Source organism: Acinetobacter sp. AG3, assembly GCF_022343575.1.
Classification (GTDB): Bacteria; Pseudomonadota; Gammaproteobacteria; order Pseudomonadales; family Moraxellaceae; genus Acinetobacter; species Acinetobacter guillouiae.
Genome location: NZ_JAKQZD010000001.1, coordinates 975355 through 997194, shown reverse-complemented (window position 1 = coordinate 997194; position 21840 = coordinate 975355). Strand labels below are relative to the sequence as shown.

At 39.6% G+C, this 21840-nt stretch carries 16 protein-coding genes; 5 read left to right on the top strand and 11 right to left on the bottom strand.

All coding sequences use genetic code 11. The annotated features are described in order from the left end of the window. Entirely contained in the window at positions 1-945 is a 945-nt protein-coding gene (locus tag L3V46_RS04805) for a PDR/VanB family oxidoreductase (protein ID WP_239045064.1), read from the top strand. A gap of 65 nt (positions 946-1010) precedes the next feature. Here the strand turns inward: L3V46_RS04805 and L3V46_RS04800 are convergent, their stop codons facing one another. The 5 genes from L3V46_RS04800 to pobA form a co-directional block, all read right to left on the bottom strand. Further along, complete coding sequence (locus L3V46_RS04800) at positions 1011-1691, bottom strand: GntR family transcriptional regulator (RefSeq protein WP_004717728.1); 681 nt, start codon at positions 1689-1691, stop codon at positions 1011-1013. A 380-nt stretch (positions 1692-2071) separates the two neighbouring features. Continuing rightward, positions 2072-2428 carry a hypothetical protein gene (locus tag L3V46_RS04795; RefSeq protein WP_239045063.1) on the bottom strand — a complete coding sequence of 119 codons (357 nt, stop codon included), beginning with the start codon at positions 2426-2428 and terminating at the stop codon, positions 2072-2074. A 432-nt stretch (positions 2429-2860) separates the two neighbouring features. Further along, the gene (locus L3V46_RS04790) at positions 2861-3325 is read right to left on the bottom strand and encodes a hypothetical protein (protein WP_239045062.1); all 465 of its coding nucleotides are present in this window, start codon (positions 3323-3325) and stop codon (positions 2861-2863) included. A gap of 129 nt (positions 3326-3454) precedes the next feature. After that, positions 3455-4021 carry a hypothetical protein gene (locus tag L3V46_RS04785; RefSeq protein WP_239045061.1) on the bottom strand — a complete coding sequence of 189 codons (567 nt, stop codon included), beginning with the start codon at positions 4019-4021 and terminating at the stop codon, positions 3455-3457. Between the two features lie 209 nt (positions 4022-4230). Continuing rightward, positions 4231-5463, bottom strand: coding sequence for a 4-hydroxybenzoate 3-monooxygenase (pobA, locus tag L3V46_RS04780; protein ID WP_239045060.1), 1233 nt, complete (start codon positions 5461-5463; stop codon positions 4231-4233). A gap of 137 nt (positions 5464-5600) precedes the next feature. Here pobA and L3V46_RS04775 point away from each other — a divergent pair, with 137 nt between their 5' ends. After that, positions 5601-6410 carry an IclR family transcriptional regulator C-terminal domain-containing protein gene (locus L3V46_RS04775; RefSeq protein ID WP_239045059.1) on the top strand — a complete coding sequence of 270 codons (810 nt, stop codon included), beginning with the start codon at positions 5601-5603 and terminating at the stop codon, positions 6408-6410. Positions 6411-6547: 137 nt separating this feature from the next. On the opposite strand, the gene L3V46_RS04770 is transcribed toward L3V46_RS04775, so the two are convergent. After that, the gene (locus L3V46_RS04770; protein ID WP_239045058.1) at positions 6548-6850 is read right to left on the bottom strand and encodes a hypothetical protein; all 303 of its coding nucleotides are present in this window, start codon (positions 6848-6850) and stop codon (positions 6548-6550) included. Here L3V46_RS04770 and L3V46_RS04765 point away from each other — a divergent pair. Then, positions 6849-7910, top strand: coding sequence for an alpha/beta hydrolase-fold protein (locus tag L3V46_RS04765; RefSeq protein ID WP_239045057.1), 1062 nt, complete (start codon positions 6849-6851; stop codon positions 7908-7910). The two genes, L3V46_RS04770 and L3V46_RS04765, sit on opposite strands and share 2 nt — an antisense overlap. 174 nt (positions 7911-8084) lie before the next feature. Here L3V46_RS04765 and bamE read toward each other — a convergent pair whose 3' ends face one another. The 3 genes from bamE to L3V46_RS04750 form a co-directional block, all read right to left on the bottom strand. Continuing rightward, positions 8085-8501 (bottom strand): outer membrane protein assembly factor BamE, encoded by a 417-nt coding sequence (gene bamE / locus L3V46_RS04760; protein ID WP_004717738.1) that lies wholly within the window; start codon positions 8499-8501, stop codon positions 8085-8087. 101 nt (positions 8502-8602) lie between these two features. Next, positions 8603-10984 (bottom strand): YadA-like family protein, encoded by a 2382-nt coding sequence (locus L3V46_RS04755; protein WP_239045056.1) that lies wholly within the window; start codon positions 10982-10984, stop codon positions 8603-8605. A gap of 39 nt (positions 10985-11023) precedes the next feature. Further along, complete coding sequence (locus L3V46_RS04750; protein ID WP_239045055.1) at positions 11024-16384, bottom strand: ESPR-type extended signal peptide-containing protein; 5361 nt, start codon at positions 16382-16384, stop codon at positions 11024-11026. Between the two features lie 534 nt (positions 16385-16918). On the opposite strand from L3V46_RS04750, the gene aspT reads away from it, so the two are divergent. Together aspT and L3V46_RS04740 are read left to right on the top strand one after the other, a co-directional pair. Next, complete coding sequence (gene aspT, locus L3V46_RS04745; protein WP_004817270.1) at positions 16919-18604, top strand: aspartate-alanine antiporter; 1686 nt, start codon at positions 16919-16921, stop codon at positions 18602-18604. A gap of 54 nt (positions 18605-18658) precedes the next feature. Beyond that, the gene (locus tag L3V46_RS04740; protein WP_096734966.1) at positions 18659-20260 is read left to right on the top strand and encodes a bifunctional aspartate transaminase/aspartate 4-decarboxylase; all 1602 of its coding nucleotides are present in this window, start codon (positions 18659-18661) and stop codon (positions 20258-20260) included. Between the two features lie 130 nt (positions 20261-20390). Here L3V46_RS04740 and L3V46_RS04735 read toward each other — a convergent pair whose 3' ends face one another. Both L3V46_RS04735 and L3V46_RS04730 read right to left on the bottom strand, forming a co-directional pair. Continuing rightward, entirely contained in the window at positions 20391-20849 is a 459-nt protein-coding gene (locus L3V46_RS04735; RefSeq protein ID WP_239045054.1) for a hypothetical protein, read from the bottom strand. A gap of 391 nt (positions 20850-21240) precedes the next feature. Continuing rightward, entirely contained in the window at positions 21241-21828 is a 588-nt protein-coding gene (locus L3V46_RS04730) for a gamma carbonic anhydrase family protein (protein WP_239045053.1), read from the bottom strand. Positions 21829-21840: the final 12 nt, after the last annotated feature.

The window sequence follows — 21840 nt, the reverse complement described above, 5'->3', positions numbered from 1 at the left end:
ATGGACGTTGTTATTGATAAAATTCATCAACTTACACCATCAATTCGAGCCTTTGAATTGATTTCAAGCAATGGTTCTGCCCTTCCAAGCTTTGAGGCAGGTGCACATATTGATGTACATCTCAAAAATGGTTTAACACGCCAATACTCACTTTCAAACTGTTGTCGTGAAAAACATCGTTATGTGATTGGTGTTTTGCATGATGAGCATTCCAGAGGGGGTTCTCGTTGCATGCATACCGAGTACCGTGAAGGTGATCAATTACGTATTGGCGCACCACGTAACTTATTTGAAATTCATCCTCATACCCAAAAGGCAATCTTATTTGCAGGTGGTATCGGCATTACCCCGATTCTTTCAATGGCATATGGGCTTAAAGCTCAGCGGATCCCATTTGAATTGCATTATTTTGTACGTAGTCATGAAATGATTGCTTTCTATGGAAATTTAACCGAACACTTTGCAGGTCAGATTCATTTTCATATTCAAGGTCAACCAGAAACTCAATGTGATATGTCGTCCGTCTTGGAACAGAATTCATCCGATAGACATTTATATGTTTGTGGGCCAGCAGGTTTTATGGCATTTGTGATGGAGTCAGCTCAACACATGGGCTGGCAAGCAGAGCAGCTACATCAAGAACACTTTGTCGCACAAAAGTCAGAGGTATCTAACAATGCGGCGTTTACCATTGAAATCAAAGGCACTGACCGTCGAATCGAAGTACAGCCTCATCAAACAGCAACCCAAGCCTTACTTGAAAATGGTTTTGATGTCCCTGTTTCTTGTGAACAAGGTATTTGCGGAACCTGTATCACGCGTGTGCTTGCAGGAATTCCAGATCACCGTGATGTATTTATGACTGACGAAGAACATGCATTAAATAACCAGTTTACCCCCTGCTGTTCTCGAGCAAAATCTACAAATTTGCTGATCGAATTCTAATGAAAAACAGCCCTTTGATTCGATTAAAAGAGCTGCTTAGGGTCTGTTGATATTTCTTTTCGGTTTTATTGAGACAACACGTTTCTTAAGGTCTCGCCCAAAACCACAACACTACTATGTTCCCGCATCAATGTTTCAGCACGTCCAGCTTGTCTATGCATTAAAGCATCGTAAATTGAACAGTGTTGTAGATGGGCATAATGTAAGCGACGATATTCTGAAAGTGCTTGAGTTTGGTCATAGGTAATGGCTTGGGCCGAGGCCATGGGCAATTGATTGTTTTTGGCTAAGGCTTGGATCAATGCAACATTTTGCGCGCCTTGAATAATGGTATCGTGAAAAATCACATTAAAGTGATGGTAACGTTCCAGTTCATGATCACCAAACTCAGTTTTTCCATCAAAAAGTTTTTCAGTTTCGACAATGCAATTTTGTAGTGTTTTTTTCTGTTCTTCCGTCAAACCTTGTTCTGCAATGGTTTTAGCTGCCAGTCCTTCAAGGATGCCACGTACTTCAAGTGCGTCATTGATCAGTTTTTCTGAAATTTCTCGAACTGTATAACCGCGAGTCGGATTTTTAATCAGCAAGCCTTCTTGCTCAAGCAAACGAAATGCCATACGCACAGGCTGTCTGGACACCCCAAGCAACTCAGCCGTTGGGATCTCTGCCACTCTGGCACCGCCCTCTAGCTCCCCAGCAATAATCATTTTTCTAAGTTTAATTAAAACTTGTTGACCTGAAGACATTCACTGTCACACGCTATCAAAAATACCCTTTGATGCTAACAAGTTCATCTATAAAATGAAAACAAATTTTCGATTTGAATCTATTTGGTTTCAAGCTTCAAAAAAAGCCTGAACAATTTTTGGTGTTTGAGGGCCACCGATACGCCCATTCCCAACTACTCATCCAGTTAAGAATAAGCATAAAGTCATCAGAAATATTTTCTTGTTATGCTTATACCACCTCAATATTTAATCAGCATATCCCCCAAAGTGATCTTACTTACGATTTCTAGGCCAAATCAAGCTATAAAAGTTAGGGCGGAAGAAGCTTATTTGATTACTTAAATCCCATATTGATGGATGTAGTAGCCTCCCGACTATCTTACAACTAAATTCAGAATTCATCTTAAAAGGCATGCTGGGTATTGACTTGGTATTTCACCCTCACAGGTCCCCGTATATCGATAACCTTTTTCCATCATGCAATACTGCAAACCATTAAACTTCTTTTTACTTACCTGACGCAACTCTCCACTTGCTATATCATCATCAGTCAAATTATAACTTCCATTACTACTTCCACCACATTCACTCCAGTCCTTTCTCACTTGCTCCAGAACCATATCATCTTTAACCCAATAGTCACTAAGTGCGGGTATATTCTTTCCAACCGAAGGGTTACCATTCATCCAGAACCCACCAAGTCCACACCCTGACAGCGAACATAAAACAAATACAAGCGATGGAATCTTCAGCATCTTTTCAGTCTCCTTGTTTTACCGAATCTAAAAATTCATCTTAAAAGACGTGCTGGGTATTGGCTTGGTATTTCACCCCTACAAATCCCCATGTATCTATAGCCCTTTTCGATCACACAATTTTGCACTTTATAGAAATTACTTCTCCATGCTTGACTGCGGTCTTTTCTGGAAACCTCATCATCAGTGAGGCTGCGATAGCTACCGTCAATATCTCCACCACAATCGATCCAGTCTTGCCTCCTGATTTCTGTTACCTTATCCCCCTTTATCCAATAGTCACCAGGTGGTTCAGGATGTAACAACCGCCTGTTAATCTCAGAATCACAATTCGCAACTGGTGTTTGATGTCCACAAATATGTCCATTCTTTATCACACAGCCACTAGATAAGGCCAAAAGTCTACTTATTTGATCATGCTGATATCCTGCTTTAAGGAAGACATTCTGGGCGTGGATTATTATAGTCTTCTAGATCACAAGCATCTGGATGTCGTGCATTCAGCTTACAATATTGATAGTTCGTATTTTTTTTGCAATATTCACTATTCAATCTCCTGTGAATATCAGGAGTGGGTATTTCTGCCCCAGAAGCGCAAACGGGTAAAACTCTGTCCTTTTCGTATTTACATAATGGATATTCGTCCTTGTCACTAAAGCCCGCATGTACCATGCAAAGCGAAATGGATACCTGCGCATTCCTATCAAGTTGCTGATATGCGCGACTCTTACCAGAGGGTTCAGGCATACCACACTCAAGTAGCTTTTTCTTAACATCAACAATACTACTGTTTGGAGCAATCCATTCTAAAAAATCAGGTGGTGGTGGTTGAAACATCTTTTCAGAACATCCAGATGTTAATATGCCAATCGAGGCTAGAAAAAATAGATTTCTCATTAAGCAGTCCTTCCCTTAATTTTAATTATCCCCGTCTTCCCCCATCCGTACTCAACCACGTAATCACAAGAAAGTATTAAGTATCTTAACCATTTTAATTTTAATAGCGAATACTCATAACAGCATGCTTTAACGAAGACATTCTGGGCGTGGGTTTACATAATCATTTTTATCGCACAATTCAGGAAATCGTGCGTTTTGTTTGCAATATTGATAATTCGATTTTGTTCTGCAATAGTGGCTATTCAATCTCCTATTAATATCCGGAGTAGGTATTTCTGCCCCAGAAGCGCAAACGGGTAAAACTCTATCCTTTTCATATTTGCATAATGGATATTCGTCCTTGTCACTAAAGCCCGCATTTACCATGCAAAGCGAAATTGATACTTGTGCATTCCTACCAAGTTGCTGATATTCAGGACTCTTACCAGAGGGTTCAGGCATACCACACTCAAGCAGCTTTTTCTTAACATCAACAATACTACTGTTTGGAGCAATCCATTCTAAAAAATCAGGTGGCGGTGGTTGAAACATCTTTTCAGAACATCCAGATGTTAATATGCCAACCAAAACGAGAAATAGCAGATTCCCTAGTTTTTTGGGATACCTAGTCTGCTTATTCACTTTTTCTTCAGCTTTAAGATTTACTAAAACGCTACTGGGTAAAGGTTTTCTTGTTATATTTGATCTTTTCATTTTGGCGCCCCCTTGAGTTCAATAAGATGCAAAGGATACCCGCTAGGATACAAGGCTTATTCTACTATGACCAGTTAGGCCCACTACCTAAATTAAATAAACCAACTTTGTGGACGATGGTCTGGTTGTTTGTATAAAAAAGAAAACCACCTATATTTAATTAAGATTTAAAACCTTGCTCAAAATAGGTAACTTTCTATTTTTCAAAATTAATGACTAAGCAAGTCTGAACGACTCCCCTGAACCTCATTAAATGTTTTAATTTCATAAGGTAAACCCACATAGTTTTCAGCCAATGTGGTTAAACCCGCATGTGAATCTAAAATATAACTCAATTCAGCCTGCTTAATTTTATGATCAAACTCACTTTCCGTTTCAAAACGATGTAGTAAATGCGTCATCCACCATGAAAAACGTTCTGCTTTCCACACACGTTTTAAGCATTTTTCAGAATATTCCTCGATGCCTTGTTCTGAACCATTGAGATAAAATTCAATTAAGGCATTTGACAAATAAGCGATATCAGATGCAGCTAAATTTAAACCCTTTGCCCCTGTCGGTGGAACGATATGTGCCGCATCTCCTGCTAAAAATAGTTTCCCAAATCGCATTGGTTCAGTCACAAAACTGCGTAAAGGTGCAATACTTTTTTCAATTGAAGTGCCTGTAACCAAATTTTTACGAGTTTCGTCATCAAGGCGATTTTTTAACTCATCCCAAAATCGTTGGTCAGACCACTCATCGACATGATCCGTCACAGGAACTTGTAAATAATATCGGCTACGGGTTTTTGAACGCATACTACATAAAGCAAAACCACGTTCTGACTGCACATAGATCAATTCATCTGAAACAGGTGGAACATCTGCAAGTACACCTAACCAACCGAAGGGATAAATCTTTTCAAAAGTTTTGATTTTATCTTGTGGCACGCTTGCACGACAGACCCCATGATATCCATCACAGCCTGCAATAAAATCACATCTAAGCTGGTACGATTGACCATTTTGCTGAAAGCTAACATACGGGTTTTGCTCAAAATCATGAATTTGCACATTCTCTGCTTCATAGTAAGTGCACAAACCTGCCGCTTCACGTGCATGCATTAAATCTTTTGTGACTTCCGTTTGTCCGTAAACCGTAACTTGCTTACCCTGAGTTAACTCAGATAAATCCACACGATGCTTTAAGCCATTGGTTAAAATTTCAATACCATCATGCGCTAAGCCAAACTTGTTTAGATTTTCATCCACACCCGCTTGCTTCAATAAATCAACCGATACTTGTTCAAGTATCCCTGCTCGAATACGTGCAGCTACATATTCAGCACTGCGTTGCTCAATGATCACGTGCGAGATACCTGCTTTAAACAACAGTTGTCCAAGCAATAGCCCTGCTGGGCCTGAACCAATAATCGCCACTTGTGTGATTAAATTTTCCATAACATTTTCTCCATATCCTGACCATTAAATTAATTTTTTTGATCTCTTTTTGATATGGTGAAAACTGGATAATCGCCGTATAGTAGCAACAATGACCGTATATCGGCCATAAAATTATAATCGGGAATGGATGAACGATGAGATACGATTTAATTGAGAACGAGGTTTCAGGTGAAACCATTAAGCAAGACGATTACATCGCTGGACTCGCCAAAGGACTGAGTTTGCTTGAAGCCTTTGGAGTTGATCGTCAAAAACTCAATTCGACTCAAATTGCAGAGCGCACAGGATTGAGCCGTACAGCGGCACGAAGATATTTACGAACTTTAAAATATTTAGGTTATTTAGAAACTGATGATCACTACTTTTGGTTAACTCACAAAGTATTACGCTTATCAAGCTCCTATTTAAGCTCTGCTCATCTGCCTAAAGTTGTGCAACCTATTCTCAATCTGTTAAGCGCACAAACCAGCCTGACTTTTTCGCTGGTGGTTTTAGATGAACATGAAGTCGTTCCGATTGCGCGAAGCTACTTACCTCAACACGATAATTTACGCCTCAGCCCGTATGGGATGCATTTGGGCAATCGTTTGCCTGCACATGCAACCTCAACAGGCAAGGTTTTATTGGCAGCATTAAATTTAGAAGAACAAAAACACTGGGTAAATAAATATAGTTTGAAACGCCTCACCGCTTATACCATTCAAGATGAAGTCCAGTTTTATCAAGTATTGGCAAAGATTCAAAAACAAGATTATTGTCTATCAAAAGAACAACATGAATTAGGGGTTATTGCGATTGCAGTTCCAGTATTAGATGCACAAGGCAAAGCCGTCGCTGCATTAAACTGTATTGCACAAACACATCGTGTCACTGAAGAACAGCTGATTCAGCAAGTTTTGCCTTTACTGAGAAATACAGCCTATGAGTTAAGGAGTATGGTTTAAAACACGCTGAATAAATTTTAATGGGAACCATAGTGCTTAAAGGCTAATTTTTTTAAACGCATAGCTTTTAACTTGTTCATGACAGTGCAAAACAACATAAATTTATAAAACATAAAGATCCATATTGATTTTTACCATTAGCTTAAAAGATAATAATTATTATTCGCATATTTATAAAAATCAATTTTATGATCCAATCTATTCTTATTCAGCCAATAGCAAATCGCGTACTCAGCTCTATGACTTTGGTCAGTTATAAAAATACAAACAGATGCTGCAAAACCCCTATTTCTGCTAAAAGCACTAACAGCCAGCAACAAAACCTGAACTGAATTTAATCTTTTTTTTATTTGTAAATCATCACTACCCATACTTGAGCAATCAATAAGTTTCTCAATATGCGTAATCACATCACTGTTATCGAATAGGTCATTTTTCATGTTGAAGAAAACTTCTCTCTACTTGGCGCTAGGCGTGTTGATCATGCAAATCTCAATACCTAGTTTTGCCGATAACAGCATTCGTATTGGAGAAACACAAAACATATCTTCCGCTATTTTAAATGAAAAAAGACCAATCCAGATCTATCTCCCTGCGACATATGGCAAATATCCCAAGCAAAAATATCCTGTGATTTATCTATTAGATAGCGAAACTAACTTTCATTATTTGACAGGAATTGTCGAGAAATTATCGAAGTCACCTTATCCCTCGATTCCTGAAATGGTCGTTGTGGGCATCGTCAATACAGATCGTGCTCGAGACTTAACCCCAACCAAGCAAAAGCCTGAAATTAATGAAGGACGTGTAATTGAAGGTGAAACTGGCGGAAATGTCGCATTTTTTAAATTTTTAGAATCTGAGCTCATGCCTGATATTGAGAAAAAATATCGTACGAATGGGTTAAATATATTGATTGGTCATTCTTTCGGAGGTATTACCGCACTCAATCATATGCTCAATGGTCAACAAAATATCCAAGCCTATATTGTCCATGACCCTAGTATTTGGTGGGATGATGAGATCATGTTGAAACGTTTTAAGGAAGCGAACAATCAAGATTTTCAGCATAAAACTTTATTTTTAACCCAAGTTGGTGCCAGTGAAAATACAGACAGTTTAGACAACCATTACAAGGGTATCAAAAAGTTCAATCAATATTTAAGTCAACAGCCTTTTACTCAACTGAACTATAAATATGTCCAGTATGAGGGTGAAGATCACGGTACTGTACCAATCAAAGGTAATCTTGATGGTTTGCGTTATATTTTTGAAGGTATGCGAGTCAATATTAAAGCGATCCCAGAAAATCCCAATCTTATAAAACAACATTATGCTCAATTAAGTCAAAATTTAGGCTTTGAGATACAACCCAGTGAGGCTTACTTAGATCGTGTTTTAGACTATTTAAAACGTTCAAACAATCCAAAAGTAATACAACAATTTCAGGACTATATCCTTTCGATCTATCCTCAATGGCGTGTTAAAACATCATCATAAAAACGTATATGATTTAAATGTGCCACAACGATATGACCGCTTATTTAAAGTGTTCACATCGATGTGGGTTTTCTCTTTACACACTGTTGTTTGAGATTGAATTTTTCTACACGCAAAAAATTAAATGCTTAAAGTATACAATTTTAAAGCCTTCAATCATCTACACACTGATTGTTACTTTAATTCAAGAGAGGGAGGGCAGAGGCCATCTTTAGGCTGTATCGGATTCCAGTAAAAGCTTCTAGCGATCTTTTCTTGGTCAAATAAAATTTTAAACTGACATGTTGTAATAGTGTCATTGGTACGGTCTGCAGTCGTGAAATGGAACAAATAATTCCATTCTCTAGCTCTCCAGCCATCCTCATATTGAGGTCGACCAATCAGCGCGTAAAGTTGATCTTTGGTCATTCCTGCTCTGACTTGATTCAAGTTCTGTACATTTGGGAATGTTCCCGCTTTTTTATTTAAAATGACATCATCCACCTTGTGCCATTTCGCTTGCTCGGTTTTACCCTCTTTAGAAATAATGGTTCCTGTGGCACAAGCACTCAATGTTACGGCAATTAAACTCAATATTAATAAATTTTTCATATGTCGACTCTCGCATAAATTCTTGTTCTCGTTAATTTGAATCCAAAAAATGGTAAGCTAAGACACTGTTTACATGGATAAAATGCCTTAGCTTCCCTAAACTACCATTGGATCCCAGTACCTACAGTTCCCCCAAAATCACCACGCGAGTTACCACTTCCACTCACCTTAAACACCCATCGGCCATTATCTGAAATTGATGACATCCCGATCGCATACCCACTTTCGCCACGGTAAGTCCCCCCACTGATTGCCATCATACTTTTGCCTGGAATATAAGCTTGAGGTAAACCTGCTGTTGCAAGTGCTTGCGCATTGCCTGCACTGGCTCTTTTCTCTAAATCATCTATGCGACCATTGGTGTCATAAAATACTTGCTCTAAACGATCGCCTAGATTGGTAATTTTATTACCTAAATCAATATCAGCCTGATTAAGCGCACCTAAGGCATCACCCACATTATGATATGAGCCGTTATTTACATTGTAGGTTGGCGGAGTGAACTGACCATTTTCATATTTTGCGCCACCGCCTAATGATGTGGTGATGTATTGGTTTGATGTATTGAGTTGTGAACCATTAACCGCATCTTTTGAAGTGCTGGATACTTCACCTGCTGCAACATTGGTGATTTTTTTATTCCCAGCATTTATTCCATTTTGATCTATTGCAACATCACCCACTTTGACTGTGTTTGCTATGACATTATCTGCAGTAACCGTATTTGCGGTAACTGTGTTAAATTTTACGTCATCCGCTGTTGCAACCTTATATTCCTTACCTCCTAGGCTATTGGTTGTTTCAGTGACCGTCATATTCTGCCCAGCAATAACTGTAGCATGTTGCCCAGCTTTTTGGTTGATTGAGCTAATCGCATCATTAATGTTGGTTGCACCTGTCCCACCGATGTTGGTAATGGTATTACCATCTCCGCCTTGGAATGCACCGTCCCCAATAATATTGTGGATCTGGCTTCCATTCACCGCATCTTTACTACTCTGAGCAATACTCCCCTCTGCAACATTGGTGACTTTATTGCCCGCAGCGTCAATACCATTTTTAGTCACACTTGGCCCACCAGTAATGCTAAGACCATCATTATTGATTACGGTATTGCCTGCAGTCACACTGTCAACCTGGATATCTTTGGCTAATTCAACACTGACATTATTGGCATTGTTACTGATATTAATATTGCCATCTTTGTTACTAAAATCGACCGTATCGCCTGATTTGACTGGATTACTATTGGTTCCATTGGTGGTCAAATTCCAACCTTGGTTTGCTGTTTGAATACGATCGCTCACCGCTTTAAGCTGATCCTCTGTCGCAGCTTGACCACTGACAAAGTTATTTGGATTAAATGTTTTATTGGTCAGCCCACCAATAGTCCCTGTTGCACCATTCACAGTTACAGGGTTTGCACCGCCCACAATAATTTGTGTTGGTCCCATTTGGGTTTGATAAATACCATTACTTAGATTGATACTGCCTGCACCAATCCAACTACTATTTTTATTTGCATCACTCACCAATGTACCATCGACGGTACTGATATTCGATTTAGCACCATCTTTCAGTTCGACTTTGCCATCGCTGATTTTGCTTTTACCAACCGTTAAACTGCCTGCAGAAGTAAGATCAATATTTTTTGCTAACTCAACCTGTACTTTTCCAGCTGCCACCTTGGTACTGATATTACTGTCAGCACCAATTACATCAACGCTTTCACCTAATTTCTTGTTTACTGTATTGCCATCCTGAGCAGTTAAAGCAAAACCAGCATCATTCAGTCCAGTTTGGATTTCTTTAAGCTGTTCTTCTGTGGCTGCACGACCTGTGGTAGCAAAATCTTTACCTGATGTAGTCTTATTGGTTAAACCTTCTAGTGTGCCTTTATTGGCATCAAGTACAACTTGATTGACCGTATTTTTGACGCTGATCACACCAGAACTGATCACACTTTGAGTGCTACCATCTTGTACGGTCATACCATCTTTATTTAGTATAGTGGAATCCGTTGCGGTACCCGCAGTGACACTATCAATATTCAGGTCTTTATTTAAGCTGAAATCAATGGTTGTCGTTCCATTACTGTCATTTTTTGCACTGACATTTAAATTAGTTTCACCTGTTGCTAAACCAACATCGACCGTATCGCCTGGTTTGACTTGCGTTGTCCCCAAAATAGCATCTGTTTTGACGTTCCAGCCTTTATTGGCATTCTGAGCCACATCACTGACTTGTTTTAACTGCTCTTCGGTTGCAGCTTGTTTTTGATTATAAATTGCATTTGGATCCCAAGTGGTATTGCTTAAACCACTCACCCGTCCTGTTGAACCATTCACGCTAACAGGATTTGCACCACCTACAACAATTTGTGTTGGACCAACTTGGGTTTGATAAGTGCCATTACTGACATTGATATTTCCTGCACCTAACGTACTGCTATTGCTACCATCACTGACAATTGTACTATTCACCGTACTAATATTCGATTTGCCCGCATCTTTTAATTCAACTTAACCATCTGTAATTTTACTGGTACCGACTGTTAAGCTGCCTGCACTACTCAGATCAATATTTTTGGCGAGCTCTATTTCAACTTTGCCACCAGTGACTTTGGTGGCAATATTGCTATCGGCACCAATAACCTCAATACTTTCGCCCAATTTTTTGTTAATGGTATTGCCGTCGCCAGCCGTTAAGCCAAAGCCCGCATCATTGAGCCCAGTTTGCATCTGTTTGAGCTGTTCTTCTGTGGCCGCGCGACCGACTGTAGCAAAGTCATTACTGGATGTGGTTGTATTGCTTAGGCCTGTAATTGTTCCTGTATTACCATTGACTGTTATTGGATTTCCACCTGTGGCAGGTCCAATCTTGACCACTGGCTCAAGCCCAAAGCTAATTCCATTATTGCCTGTGTTGGTAATTTTAATGTTGCCATCGGTTGCACTAAAATCAACATTTTCACCGAGACCAATCGTATCTTTTGCTGCACTGTCAGCATTTGCACTAATGCTAAATCCTTTATCGATAATCTGTTTAATCTGGCTACCATTTACAGCATCCATAGAGCTATCACTAATATCGCCCAATGCAACATTGGTCACTTTATTGGTCCCCGCATTGATTCCTGTCACGGTCACACTTGGTGAATTCGGCACAGCACCGCCACTTGCGTTTACAAAAGTTAAGCCTTTGCTATCGATCACTGTGCCACTTGCATTTACACTATCGAGCTGAATATCTTTAGCGAGTTTAATGGTTAGTTTATTGTCGGTACTGTCTGCAACCACACCGATGTTATTGTCGGTTAAATTACTCGCAACAGATTCACCACCGACAATACTCAAGCGTTGCCCCAATCTACGATCGACATTCACACCGGCATTGTCTCCAGCAAATGTAATTGGTGTTGCCAATTGATCCTCAGTTGCAGCGCGCCCAGATAAATAGTTACTTGGATCAAAAGTGGTATTGGTTAATCCTGTAATCGTGCCATTTTTGCCATTAATGGCAATGTTTGCCCCACCAGGAAGTCCACCCACATTAACGATTTCTGCAAGTTTTAGATCGACATTTGCACCAGTGTGACCAATGGCTAGATTGCCATCACTATTTGAAAAATCAACTGTATCCGTGGCTGCAATATTTGTAGTGCCTGTAACGTCTTTGTTGGTGGTTAAATTCCAACCTTTATTGGCATTTTCAGCCACCTCATTGACTAACTTAAGCTGTTCTTCTGTTGCTGCACGCCCCATTTTGGCAAAGTCTGATTCAGTTAAAGTTTTATTGGTCAGCCCTGTCAAAGTACCTGTCGTGCCACTTAACACAACATTATTGCTCGCATTTTTTAAGTTAATGGTATTGGCATTTGCGCTATTACTGCTTGCCCCATCAGTAATCACTGTCTGAGTGGAGGTGCTGATATTACTATTATTGGCACTGTCTTTAATTTCCACCTGCCCATCTGTAATTTTGGAAGTGCCGACACTTAAGCTTCCTTGAGCGGTCAGGTTGACATCTTTGGCCAATTTTAATTGCAAAGTATCGGTACCATTACTTACAACCCCCAGATTGCCATCTGTAAGTACCCCAGTCGCTCCACCAGTGAGCTTTAATTGCTCACCCAATTTACGCTCTACTTTCGCGCCAGTGTCTCCGGCAAAACTTAATGGCGTGTCTGCTAAATCGGTAATGGCTTGATTGGTTTGATACAATTGACTGCCATTGATTGCATCTGTACTTGAGCTACTGATACGCCCAGCAGCAACATTGACAATGGTTCGTTCAGCCCCGACATCTCCGACACTTACACTAGAAGATGCAGTCGGAGCTCCTGCAAAATTATAGGTTTTGCCATTAATTGTGGCTGATTTGGTTGCCACATAAGCTGCCGAAACTGAGTTATTTCCTAAAACTACAGCATTTTCATGTGATGCTGTTGCAGACTTACCCAATACAGTTGCGCCTTTCGCACTCACCGAAGCACTATTTCCGATAGCGACCGCATCTTCTTGAAGTGCATTGGTTCCCGTACCTACCGCAATTGAATTTAAAGCGTTTGCATTGGATTGTTTGCCGAGTGCAATCGCATTGATTCCATTTGAAGTTGCATTATTGCCTATCGCAGTGGCATCTTTAGCACGACTTACACTGTTAACACCAAACGCTATCGCATTTTCACCCGCACTTTCTGCATTTTGCCCAATTGCCGTGGCTTTTGCTGCATAGCTTTTTGCTTGAGAGCCTATTGCCAAACCATCTTGAGAAGTACTGTTTGCATCTGAACCTATTGCAGTGGAATTCACACCCGAAGCTTTAGCATTATCGCCATAGGCCATACTGTCTTCAGCAGTTGCTGTGGCAAAGCGTCCTAATGCAACACTCTGTGCACCATTGGCTTTAGACTGATAACCAATTGCCGTCGCATTATCTCCCTGAGACAATGCTTGACGACCAATTGCAATCCCTTGATCTGCGGAATTAACTTCAGCGTCACTCCCTACAACGACCGCATAGTTTGACTTGGTTCCATCCGCCTCAGAACCATTCCCGATGACAATACTATCTTCGCCACGGCTTTCTGCGCTTTTTCCCATCGCAATATTATTTGTACCTGTGGCAATCGAAGAATCACCGATTGAAATTGAAGAAACCCCTACTGAACCCGCACCCGCACCAATCGCAACTGATTTTTCTCTTGCTACAATCACATTACTGCCTAAAGCAACACTCCCAGCTGCAAGGGAAGATGTACTGGCACTCGGGCCAATTGCTAAAGAATTGTCGCCATTTGCCCCTGTATTGTTTTTATTATTGATATCCGTGGTATTTACTGAAAAGTATTGTGGACCTGCTTGCGCAACAGCTGTTTTTAATTGCCCAAAATTCACCGCTGAGGACAGATCATTTTCATCGCCTTTTACGTTACGAATGATCGTTCCATCAGTACCGACTAAATTCACAACTGATTTGTCTGAGTTATACAACACAGCATCAGGTACTACACCACCAATTTGTCCTGTACCCAGTAAATCAAAAGCATCTTGAATTGTTGTTGGAAGCTTACTGGTATTTCCTGAAGAATCTTTAACATTGACTTGGATTAGAGGTAAAGTACCGCCACTTCCAATAGTTGCAGGATTACCTTTTGCATCCGTTGCGCCCATCACACGGATAATGTCATTTTGTAAAGCTTTAATCTGATTGACCGTCACCGCATCTTGCAATTCTGAACCATCTGCAACATTGGTAATTCGACGTTGCTCATTTTTATTCCCGACCGAAACAATGTTAAAGCCCCCCACACCACCAGAGACATTGGTGATATAGCCATTTCCAAGTGAGTTGTTTTGCGCAACACTTCCTGAACCTAATGCCACATCACTTTGACCTGCTAAAGAATCCAAGCCAATTGCAACCCCTGAAGTACCGGTCACAATCGAGTCATAACCGAGTGCAACACCGCCTTGAGCAACACTTGCTCGTGTTCCAACTGCAACCCCTAAACTTTCAGTAAATGTTGCCGCACCGATCGCAACTGAGCTTTGTACGGTGGCGTTTCTATCTTTATTGCTGCCAAAACCAATTGAAATATTCTGATTACCCGATAAGTTTGTCCCTGCATCACTACCTAAAGCGATATTGTAATCAGAACTTGTTGAGTTAACTGTTGAATTGCTACCCGCACCGACCCCTATAGCAATCGATTGGTTACCACTAATATTTTGTCCTGCGTTTGCTCCAACGGCGATATGCCCATTGCGGTCAAATGTACCAGAACCAATAGAACCTACTCCTGCTGCACTACCAATTGAAACACCATTAACCACACTAGATTTTGCGCCATCACCCAATGCAATTGAACTCGCGCCTCCTGAAGTCGCTTGATTTCCGATTGCGACGCTCGCAGTTCCACTTGCAGACACTGAATTTCCGATCGCATTGGCATTGGTCGCAGCAGATGCCGAGGTTCCTATTGCATTGGCATTGGTTCCCACGGCATTTGCACCCTGACCAATTGCATTTGAATGCGTTCCTGTTGCTATCGCAGCATCCCCAATCGCAATACTTGAAGGTCCACCTGCTAATGCAGAAGACCCCAATGCAACACTTTTATCGCCAACAGACATATTGGCGCCATTTTGCAAAGCTGTAAGGAATTGATTCACTTGCGTTGCTGAGACAGCAACCCCATTAATTTCAGTAATAGTGCTGGGATCCGTTCCCATTGCGGTGACAGGAATACCATTGATTGCAATCAGTTGCGTATTGGATACGTTATAAGTCGGGGTCAATGCTCTCGCTTGACCACCATTTCCGATAGAGGTTGAATTGGCGCCAAGTGCGCCTGTTTCTTTACCAAAAGCAATAGAATAATCATTGATGGCATTGGCTGTATTTCCGACAGCAATACTGTTGAGTCCTGTAGCATTTGAGAGATGACCGATAGCGATTGATAGTTCACCTTCAGATTTTGCCACAGGGCCTATAGCAAGAGAATTTAAACCATTGGCTTGTGAATCAACAAGCGATGAGTTGGTGTGGAAATATTTGATACCTTGACCACTTTGGAAAAGTAAATCATTCACTTGCCCGCCTGTCACTGCATCTGTAGATCCTGCAGCAATACTACCGTTGGCTAAATTTGTGAGCTTATCGCCACCCAGGTCTAAACCATTTGCTGTACTGGTCAATACAGTATTATTTGCAGTATCACCAATTTTTACCGAGTTAAACTCTGGATCATCCACAGTGGAAATTGAAATATCCGTACCCGCATTGGTTACAGCAATATTTTTACCATTCACAAAATTCACGGTATCTGTAGCTTTTACGGCGCTCGACGTTCCACCATTGCTTTGTATATTCCAAGTTTGATTCTTCAGCGAATTCAAATCCGTCGCAGATGCCTTGCTATTTAATCCTGTGTTTACATCATTGACCTGATTATTCAAGCTATTGAAATCCGACTGTGACACTTTCGTCGCCAGCCCTGTGCTTGAATCATTCACTTGGTTATTTAAGCTATCAAAATCAACCTGTGATACCTTAGTGACCAACCCCGTAGAGGTATTATTAACTTGATCATCAAGGGTATTTAAATCATTTTTTGTTTGATTTAAATCAGTATTTACTGTTGTTAATGAAACACCATTTGCAACCACATCTCCAGTTGCAGTTAAACTACCATTTACATTTAAACTCTCGTTAATATCTTGCGCCAAAATAGCATTTGAATTAACAATAAATAATAAAAACATCGAACCTTTCACAATTTTATTAATTTTCGATTTCTTATTACCTTTTACAATTTCAGAAACTACAACCCAGCTTCCCACTGTAGTATTCCAGACCAATTTATACACTTTATTCATGACATATATACCTGCATTTATAATGATGTTTTGATTTATTAATTACTTTTCAAATAAAATGCACAATATATTTATATTTTTCCATACTGTTTACCAAACGATACACTTTGCTAACACCAGAAAAACAAATATCCAATATTAAAATAAATAATATATTATTTTCAATAACTTATATTAAAATAATCATCAATACAAATACCTTAAAAATATAAAAAAATTTGTTTATTTTTTTTAAATCTATTTTTTAAATAAATTAACTTTTAATAAAAAATTATCAATCATGAAATCTCATTAAAAATAAATAAGCAAGCAAAAGGCACCACAATAATTAAATTATTTCTTATTTAAGCACAATTTAATATTCACCATATTTGGTATATTCTTTAAATAAATAAAAAAACCATGAAATAATATATTTCAAATATGGATATTTTACACAACCTCGACTGATATAGTATTTTCCATTGAACGTAAAAAAATGAACACTCTATTCATAATCAAATATAGATTAAATAATAAAGGTGGGGCCGCAAAATGATTGAATGGCTACAAGGTGAATTAAAACATAGTCCTGAAATCCTATTATTTTTATCCTTAGCAATAGGGTTTTGGATCGGTCAGTTTCAATTTGGAAAGTTTCAATTTGGTGGTGTTGCAGGATCACTACTTGTCGCTGTTATTCTAAGTCTTATTGGCGTACCAATCGACAATGGTGTAAAAGCGATTCTTTTTGCTTTATTTATTTACGCAGTCGGTTTTGAAAGTGGCCCACAGTTTTTTAAATCGCTTGGGCCACAATCCATTAAAGAAATTTTGCTGGCTATTTTTATGGCTGTATGTGGACTCATTACAGTCTTAGTCATGGCAAAAATCTTTAATCTAGATAAAGGCTTAGCCGCAGGTTTGGCTGCAGGTGGGATGACCCAGTCTGCGATTATTGGTACGGCGGGCGATGCGATTTCTCGCCTAGACTTACCACTTGCAGAAATTCAGAAACTTCAAGCCAATGTTGCGATTGGATATGCCGTGACCTATATCTTTGGTTCTCTAGGCGCAATTATTGTTTGTGTGAATATCTTGCCAAAATTTATGGGACGAGAAATTCATGATGATGCTTTGAAAGCGCAAGCAGAGCAGTTAAAAGGTGCATTTGAACTGGCACCTGGTCAAGAATTGGCTATGCCTGAAATTGTTGGTCGTATTTACAAAGTCAAACAAGCATCAGGACACACCATTGCCGAACTCGAAACACAAGTACCGAGCGTCACTATTGAACGATTAAAACGCAAAGATCAATTTATTGATGTTGCGCCAGAAATTACCTTAGAGAAAGATGATGTTGTTCTGGTCGTTGGTCGCAGGGCTAGTATCGTTTCCATTGCTGAGTTTATTGGATCTGAGTTGCAATCCTCACAAGGCATGGAAATGATCATGGACACCACAGATGTCATATTACGAAACTCAAAATATGCCAACCGTACCCTTGGAGATATCAAAGCCAATACCCCAGATTACTTAAAGCATGGCATTTATGTGCTGGCAATTAAACGTAACAGTGAAGCGCAAGCTTTAAGTGATGATACAGTCCTACGTCAAGGCGATGTGGTCACCGTATATGGAACTAAAAGTGATCTTGAACGCCTAGTCAAAGAAGCGGGTAAAGCTTTACCCGAAAGCTTAAAAACAGACTGGATTTTCCATGGTGCAGGTTTAGTTGTTGGTTTAGTCATTGGCCTCTTTGTTGTCCGTATTGGTGATGTTCCTTTAACCCTTGGTGCAGGTGGCGGTGCGCTGTTATCAGGTCTGTTATTTGGTTGGCTACGCAGCCGAAACCAAGTCCACGGCAATATGCCTTTAGCCGCTTCACAACTTCTCAAAGATTTAGGTCTTGCTGGTTTTGTTGCTGCTGTCGGTTTGCAATCAGGTTTACAGGCCATTCAAACCATTAAAGAAAGTGGCTTGTCCCTGTTTATGATTGGAGTGGTGGTCACGCTAGTACCGCTAATTCTTTCAATGCTGTTTGCCCGTTATGTACTCCGTTATAACAATGTCGCCGTAATGGCTGGAGCATTAACTGGCTCACGCAGTGCAAATCCCGCTTTTGGTGGCGTACTCGACAAAGCTGGCAATTCAATTCCGACCGTCCCATTTGCAATTACCTATGCACTCGCAAATGTATTTTTAACCTTGCTTGGCCCTCTGATTGTCGGTTTAGCATAAATAATTTTATAAATTTCACACTCATTCACTTCAAGATAATTAAGGAGACTTCCCATGGGGAACGTTGATTATTCAAAATACGCAAAACTGAGCCCATTTGAACTCAAAGATGAATTGATTGCTTTAGCACAAAGCCATACCGACCGTATGATGCTCAATGCGGGACGAGGAAATCCAAACTTTCTTGCAACTGTTCCACGGCGTGCCTTTTTCCAATTGGGTTTATTTTCTGCCACTGAATCAGAATTTTCTTTTTCCTATATGCCAGAAGGACTTGGTGGATTTCCTCGTGCGGAAGGATTGCAATCACGCTTTGACCACTTCATCCTAGAAAATCGTGACAAGCCAGGTGTTGTTTTTCTGGGTAAAGCAATTTCTTATGTTCGTGACCAATTGGGACTCGATCCTGATGCATTCTTACTCGAAATGGTCGAAGGTATACTTGGCTGTAATTATCCTGTCCCAGATCGAATGCTAAGAGTCAGCGAAAAGATTATTAAAGAATATGTTTTACGTGAAATGGGCGTACAAGGTATGCCGAAAGAGGAACTCGATTTATTTGCAGTGGAAGGTGGTACAGCTGCAATGGCTTATATTTTTAATTCATTAAAAGAAAATAAAATTATTTCACATGGTGATCGTATTGCCATAGGTTCGCCTATTTTTACCCCTTATCTCGAAATTCCAAAACTTAACGATTATCAGCTCGAAGAAGTACTCATCAAGGCTGATCCTAATCTTGGTTGGCAATACCCAGAATCAGAATTACGCAAATTAGAAGATCCATCGATTAAAGCATTTTTCTTGGTGAATCCAAGCAATCCACCTTCGGTTAAAATGAGTGATGAAGGTTTAGCGATTTTGGCTGATATTGTTAAAAAACGTCCTGACCTGATTATTCTAACAGATGATGTTTATGGCACATTTGCAGATAACTTTAAATCCTTGTTTGCAATTTGCCCTGACAATACCATTCTGGTTTATTCTTTCTCTAAATATTTCGGTGCAACTGGTTGGAGACTTGGGGTCATTGCCTTGAGTAATCATAATATTTTAGATAAAAAAATTGCGGCGCTTTCTAAAAAAGACAAGAAAGAACTCGAAGAACGTTACTCATCCCTCACCACAGATCCATCTAGTATTAAGTTTATTGATCGCCTTGTTGCCGATAGCCGTAATGTTGCTTTAAATCACACGGCTGGATTATCCACACCTCAACAAGTACAAATGGTTCTTTTTGCTTTATTTAATATGATGGATTCTCGTCAAAGCTATAAAAAAGCAGTGAAATCTGTGGTTCGAGAACGCGATGCTGCGCTTTATAGACAGCTTGGGGTTGAAGTTCCACAAGATCCGAATGCCGTTGATTACTATACCTTGGTCAATTTAGAAAATACCTCACGAAAACTATATGGTGATGCGTTTGCTGATTGGGTGATGAAAAATAAGAATCCAACAGAATTACTTTTCCGAGTTGCTGATGAAACAGGTGTCGTACTCCTTCCGGGTTCAGGTTTTGGTGTTCAACACCCTTCTGCACGCGCCTCGCTTGCCAACTTAAATGAATTCCAATATGCTGCAATCGGGACTTCATTACGAAAATTTGCTGAAGAAGCCTATCTGGAATATAAAAAAGTCAGCAAAAAGAATAAATAAGCATGAATAGCTTAGTATCAGTTTAAAAAAAAGATCGCATTAATGCGATCTTTTTTGTTTGCGAATGGATAGCCAAGTTAAGCTCTATTTACCTGTGGCGATCAAATCTCATCACAGTATTCAAACAGTCTTAATTCTGCACTTTACATTTTATTGCTTTTGCAGGAGTAATATTGGTCGCTGAAACTAATTGAGTTGAATCAAAACCTTCAGTTTCCTCTATAAATAAATGATAGTCTTTAATTTGAATCGTTGCCTGTCCTTCATATTGGCAATACCCTTTTTTAATATTGTCTGGTAACTTAAAAGTCTTTTTTGCTGCATCAAAGTTGCTAAAGCAAAACCATACATCTCGTGTATCACCTTTTGGACGCGGAATGAGTGCAGCTGATGTTTTGTTGGGTTCAAAGCAAATACCATCGCCCATATAATCCAAATATTCAGGGTCTAAATTACGTGAAAATTTTCCTGTTAAAGTGGCTAGTCCCTGATAATTTTTAAAACCAGACGCGGTGTTTTTGTATTTGAAGCTTTGTGCTTGTGCAAATACTGGCAATATCCCTAAGGCAATCACTAAAATTTTGTTCATCATCATCCTAATCTACATTTTATAAAGTGCTAAATTTGCAGTAATTTTACCCAATCTTAGCAAATAAAAGAACCACTGAGATATCTATGACAACAGCCTTTTACTCAACAGCTTGGCCTGTTCACTTTGTTGCGTGGTCACCATAAGCTTTGGATAATCGTCAGTAAGAGGATATTTTTCCTGATTTTAAGAGATTGGCGAAAAATGATATGTGTGGAAAAGCAAGAACCGAATTCATTGCTTAACTTGGTTCTCAATGAAATATTGTTAAACTATTTTAGGACAAGACAAAAACAATGTGTTGAACCTATTTTCTGATTGTAAATTCAGTACGCATTGATCCAATTCACAATATTGTGATACTCGCCATCAATGAAGATTAAGCCACAAATTAGTACAACTTATGCTCAGCTTTAAAGTTTGTAAAATCCAACCGATTCTCTAAAGAAATCAAAGGTTCTACCTCTCTTAATGAGCTTATACAACGCTGTGCAAGATGAATATATTCATTTGTTCCATTTCGCTTCCATTCAATTTCTTGTTCTAGTAAATCACGAACGACTTTTGCAGGACTTCCAAGAGCGAGCACATTTGCGGGTATAACAGCCTTGGCTTTAACTGTGCTATTGGCACCAATAATGGTATTTTCACCGATTTCAGCTTCATCAAGAATGACACTATTCATGCCAACCAAAACATTTTTGCCAATCGTACAGCCATGTAAAATAGCAGCATGACCGATATGCCCATACTCTTCGATTAAGGTAATACTTTTCGGAAAGCCATGAATCACACAGTTATCTTGTACATTGGAATTTTTACAGACATGAATCTGTCCAAAATCAGCACGTAACGAAGCAAAAGGGCCAATATAAACGCCCTCTTCAAGAATAACATCACCAATTAATACAGCAGTTGGATGTACAAAGGCGTTAGGGTGTACGACTGGAATTACATTATCAATGGCATAACAAGGCATGTGAATAATCCA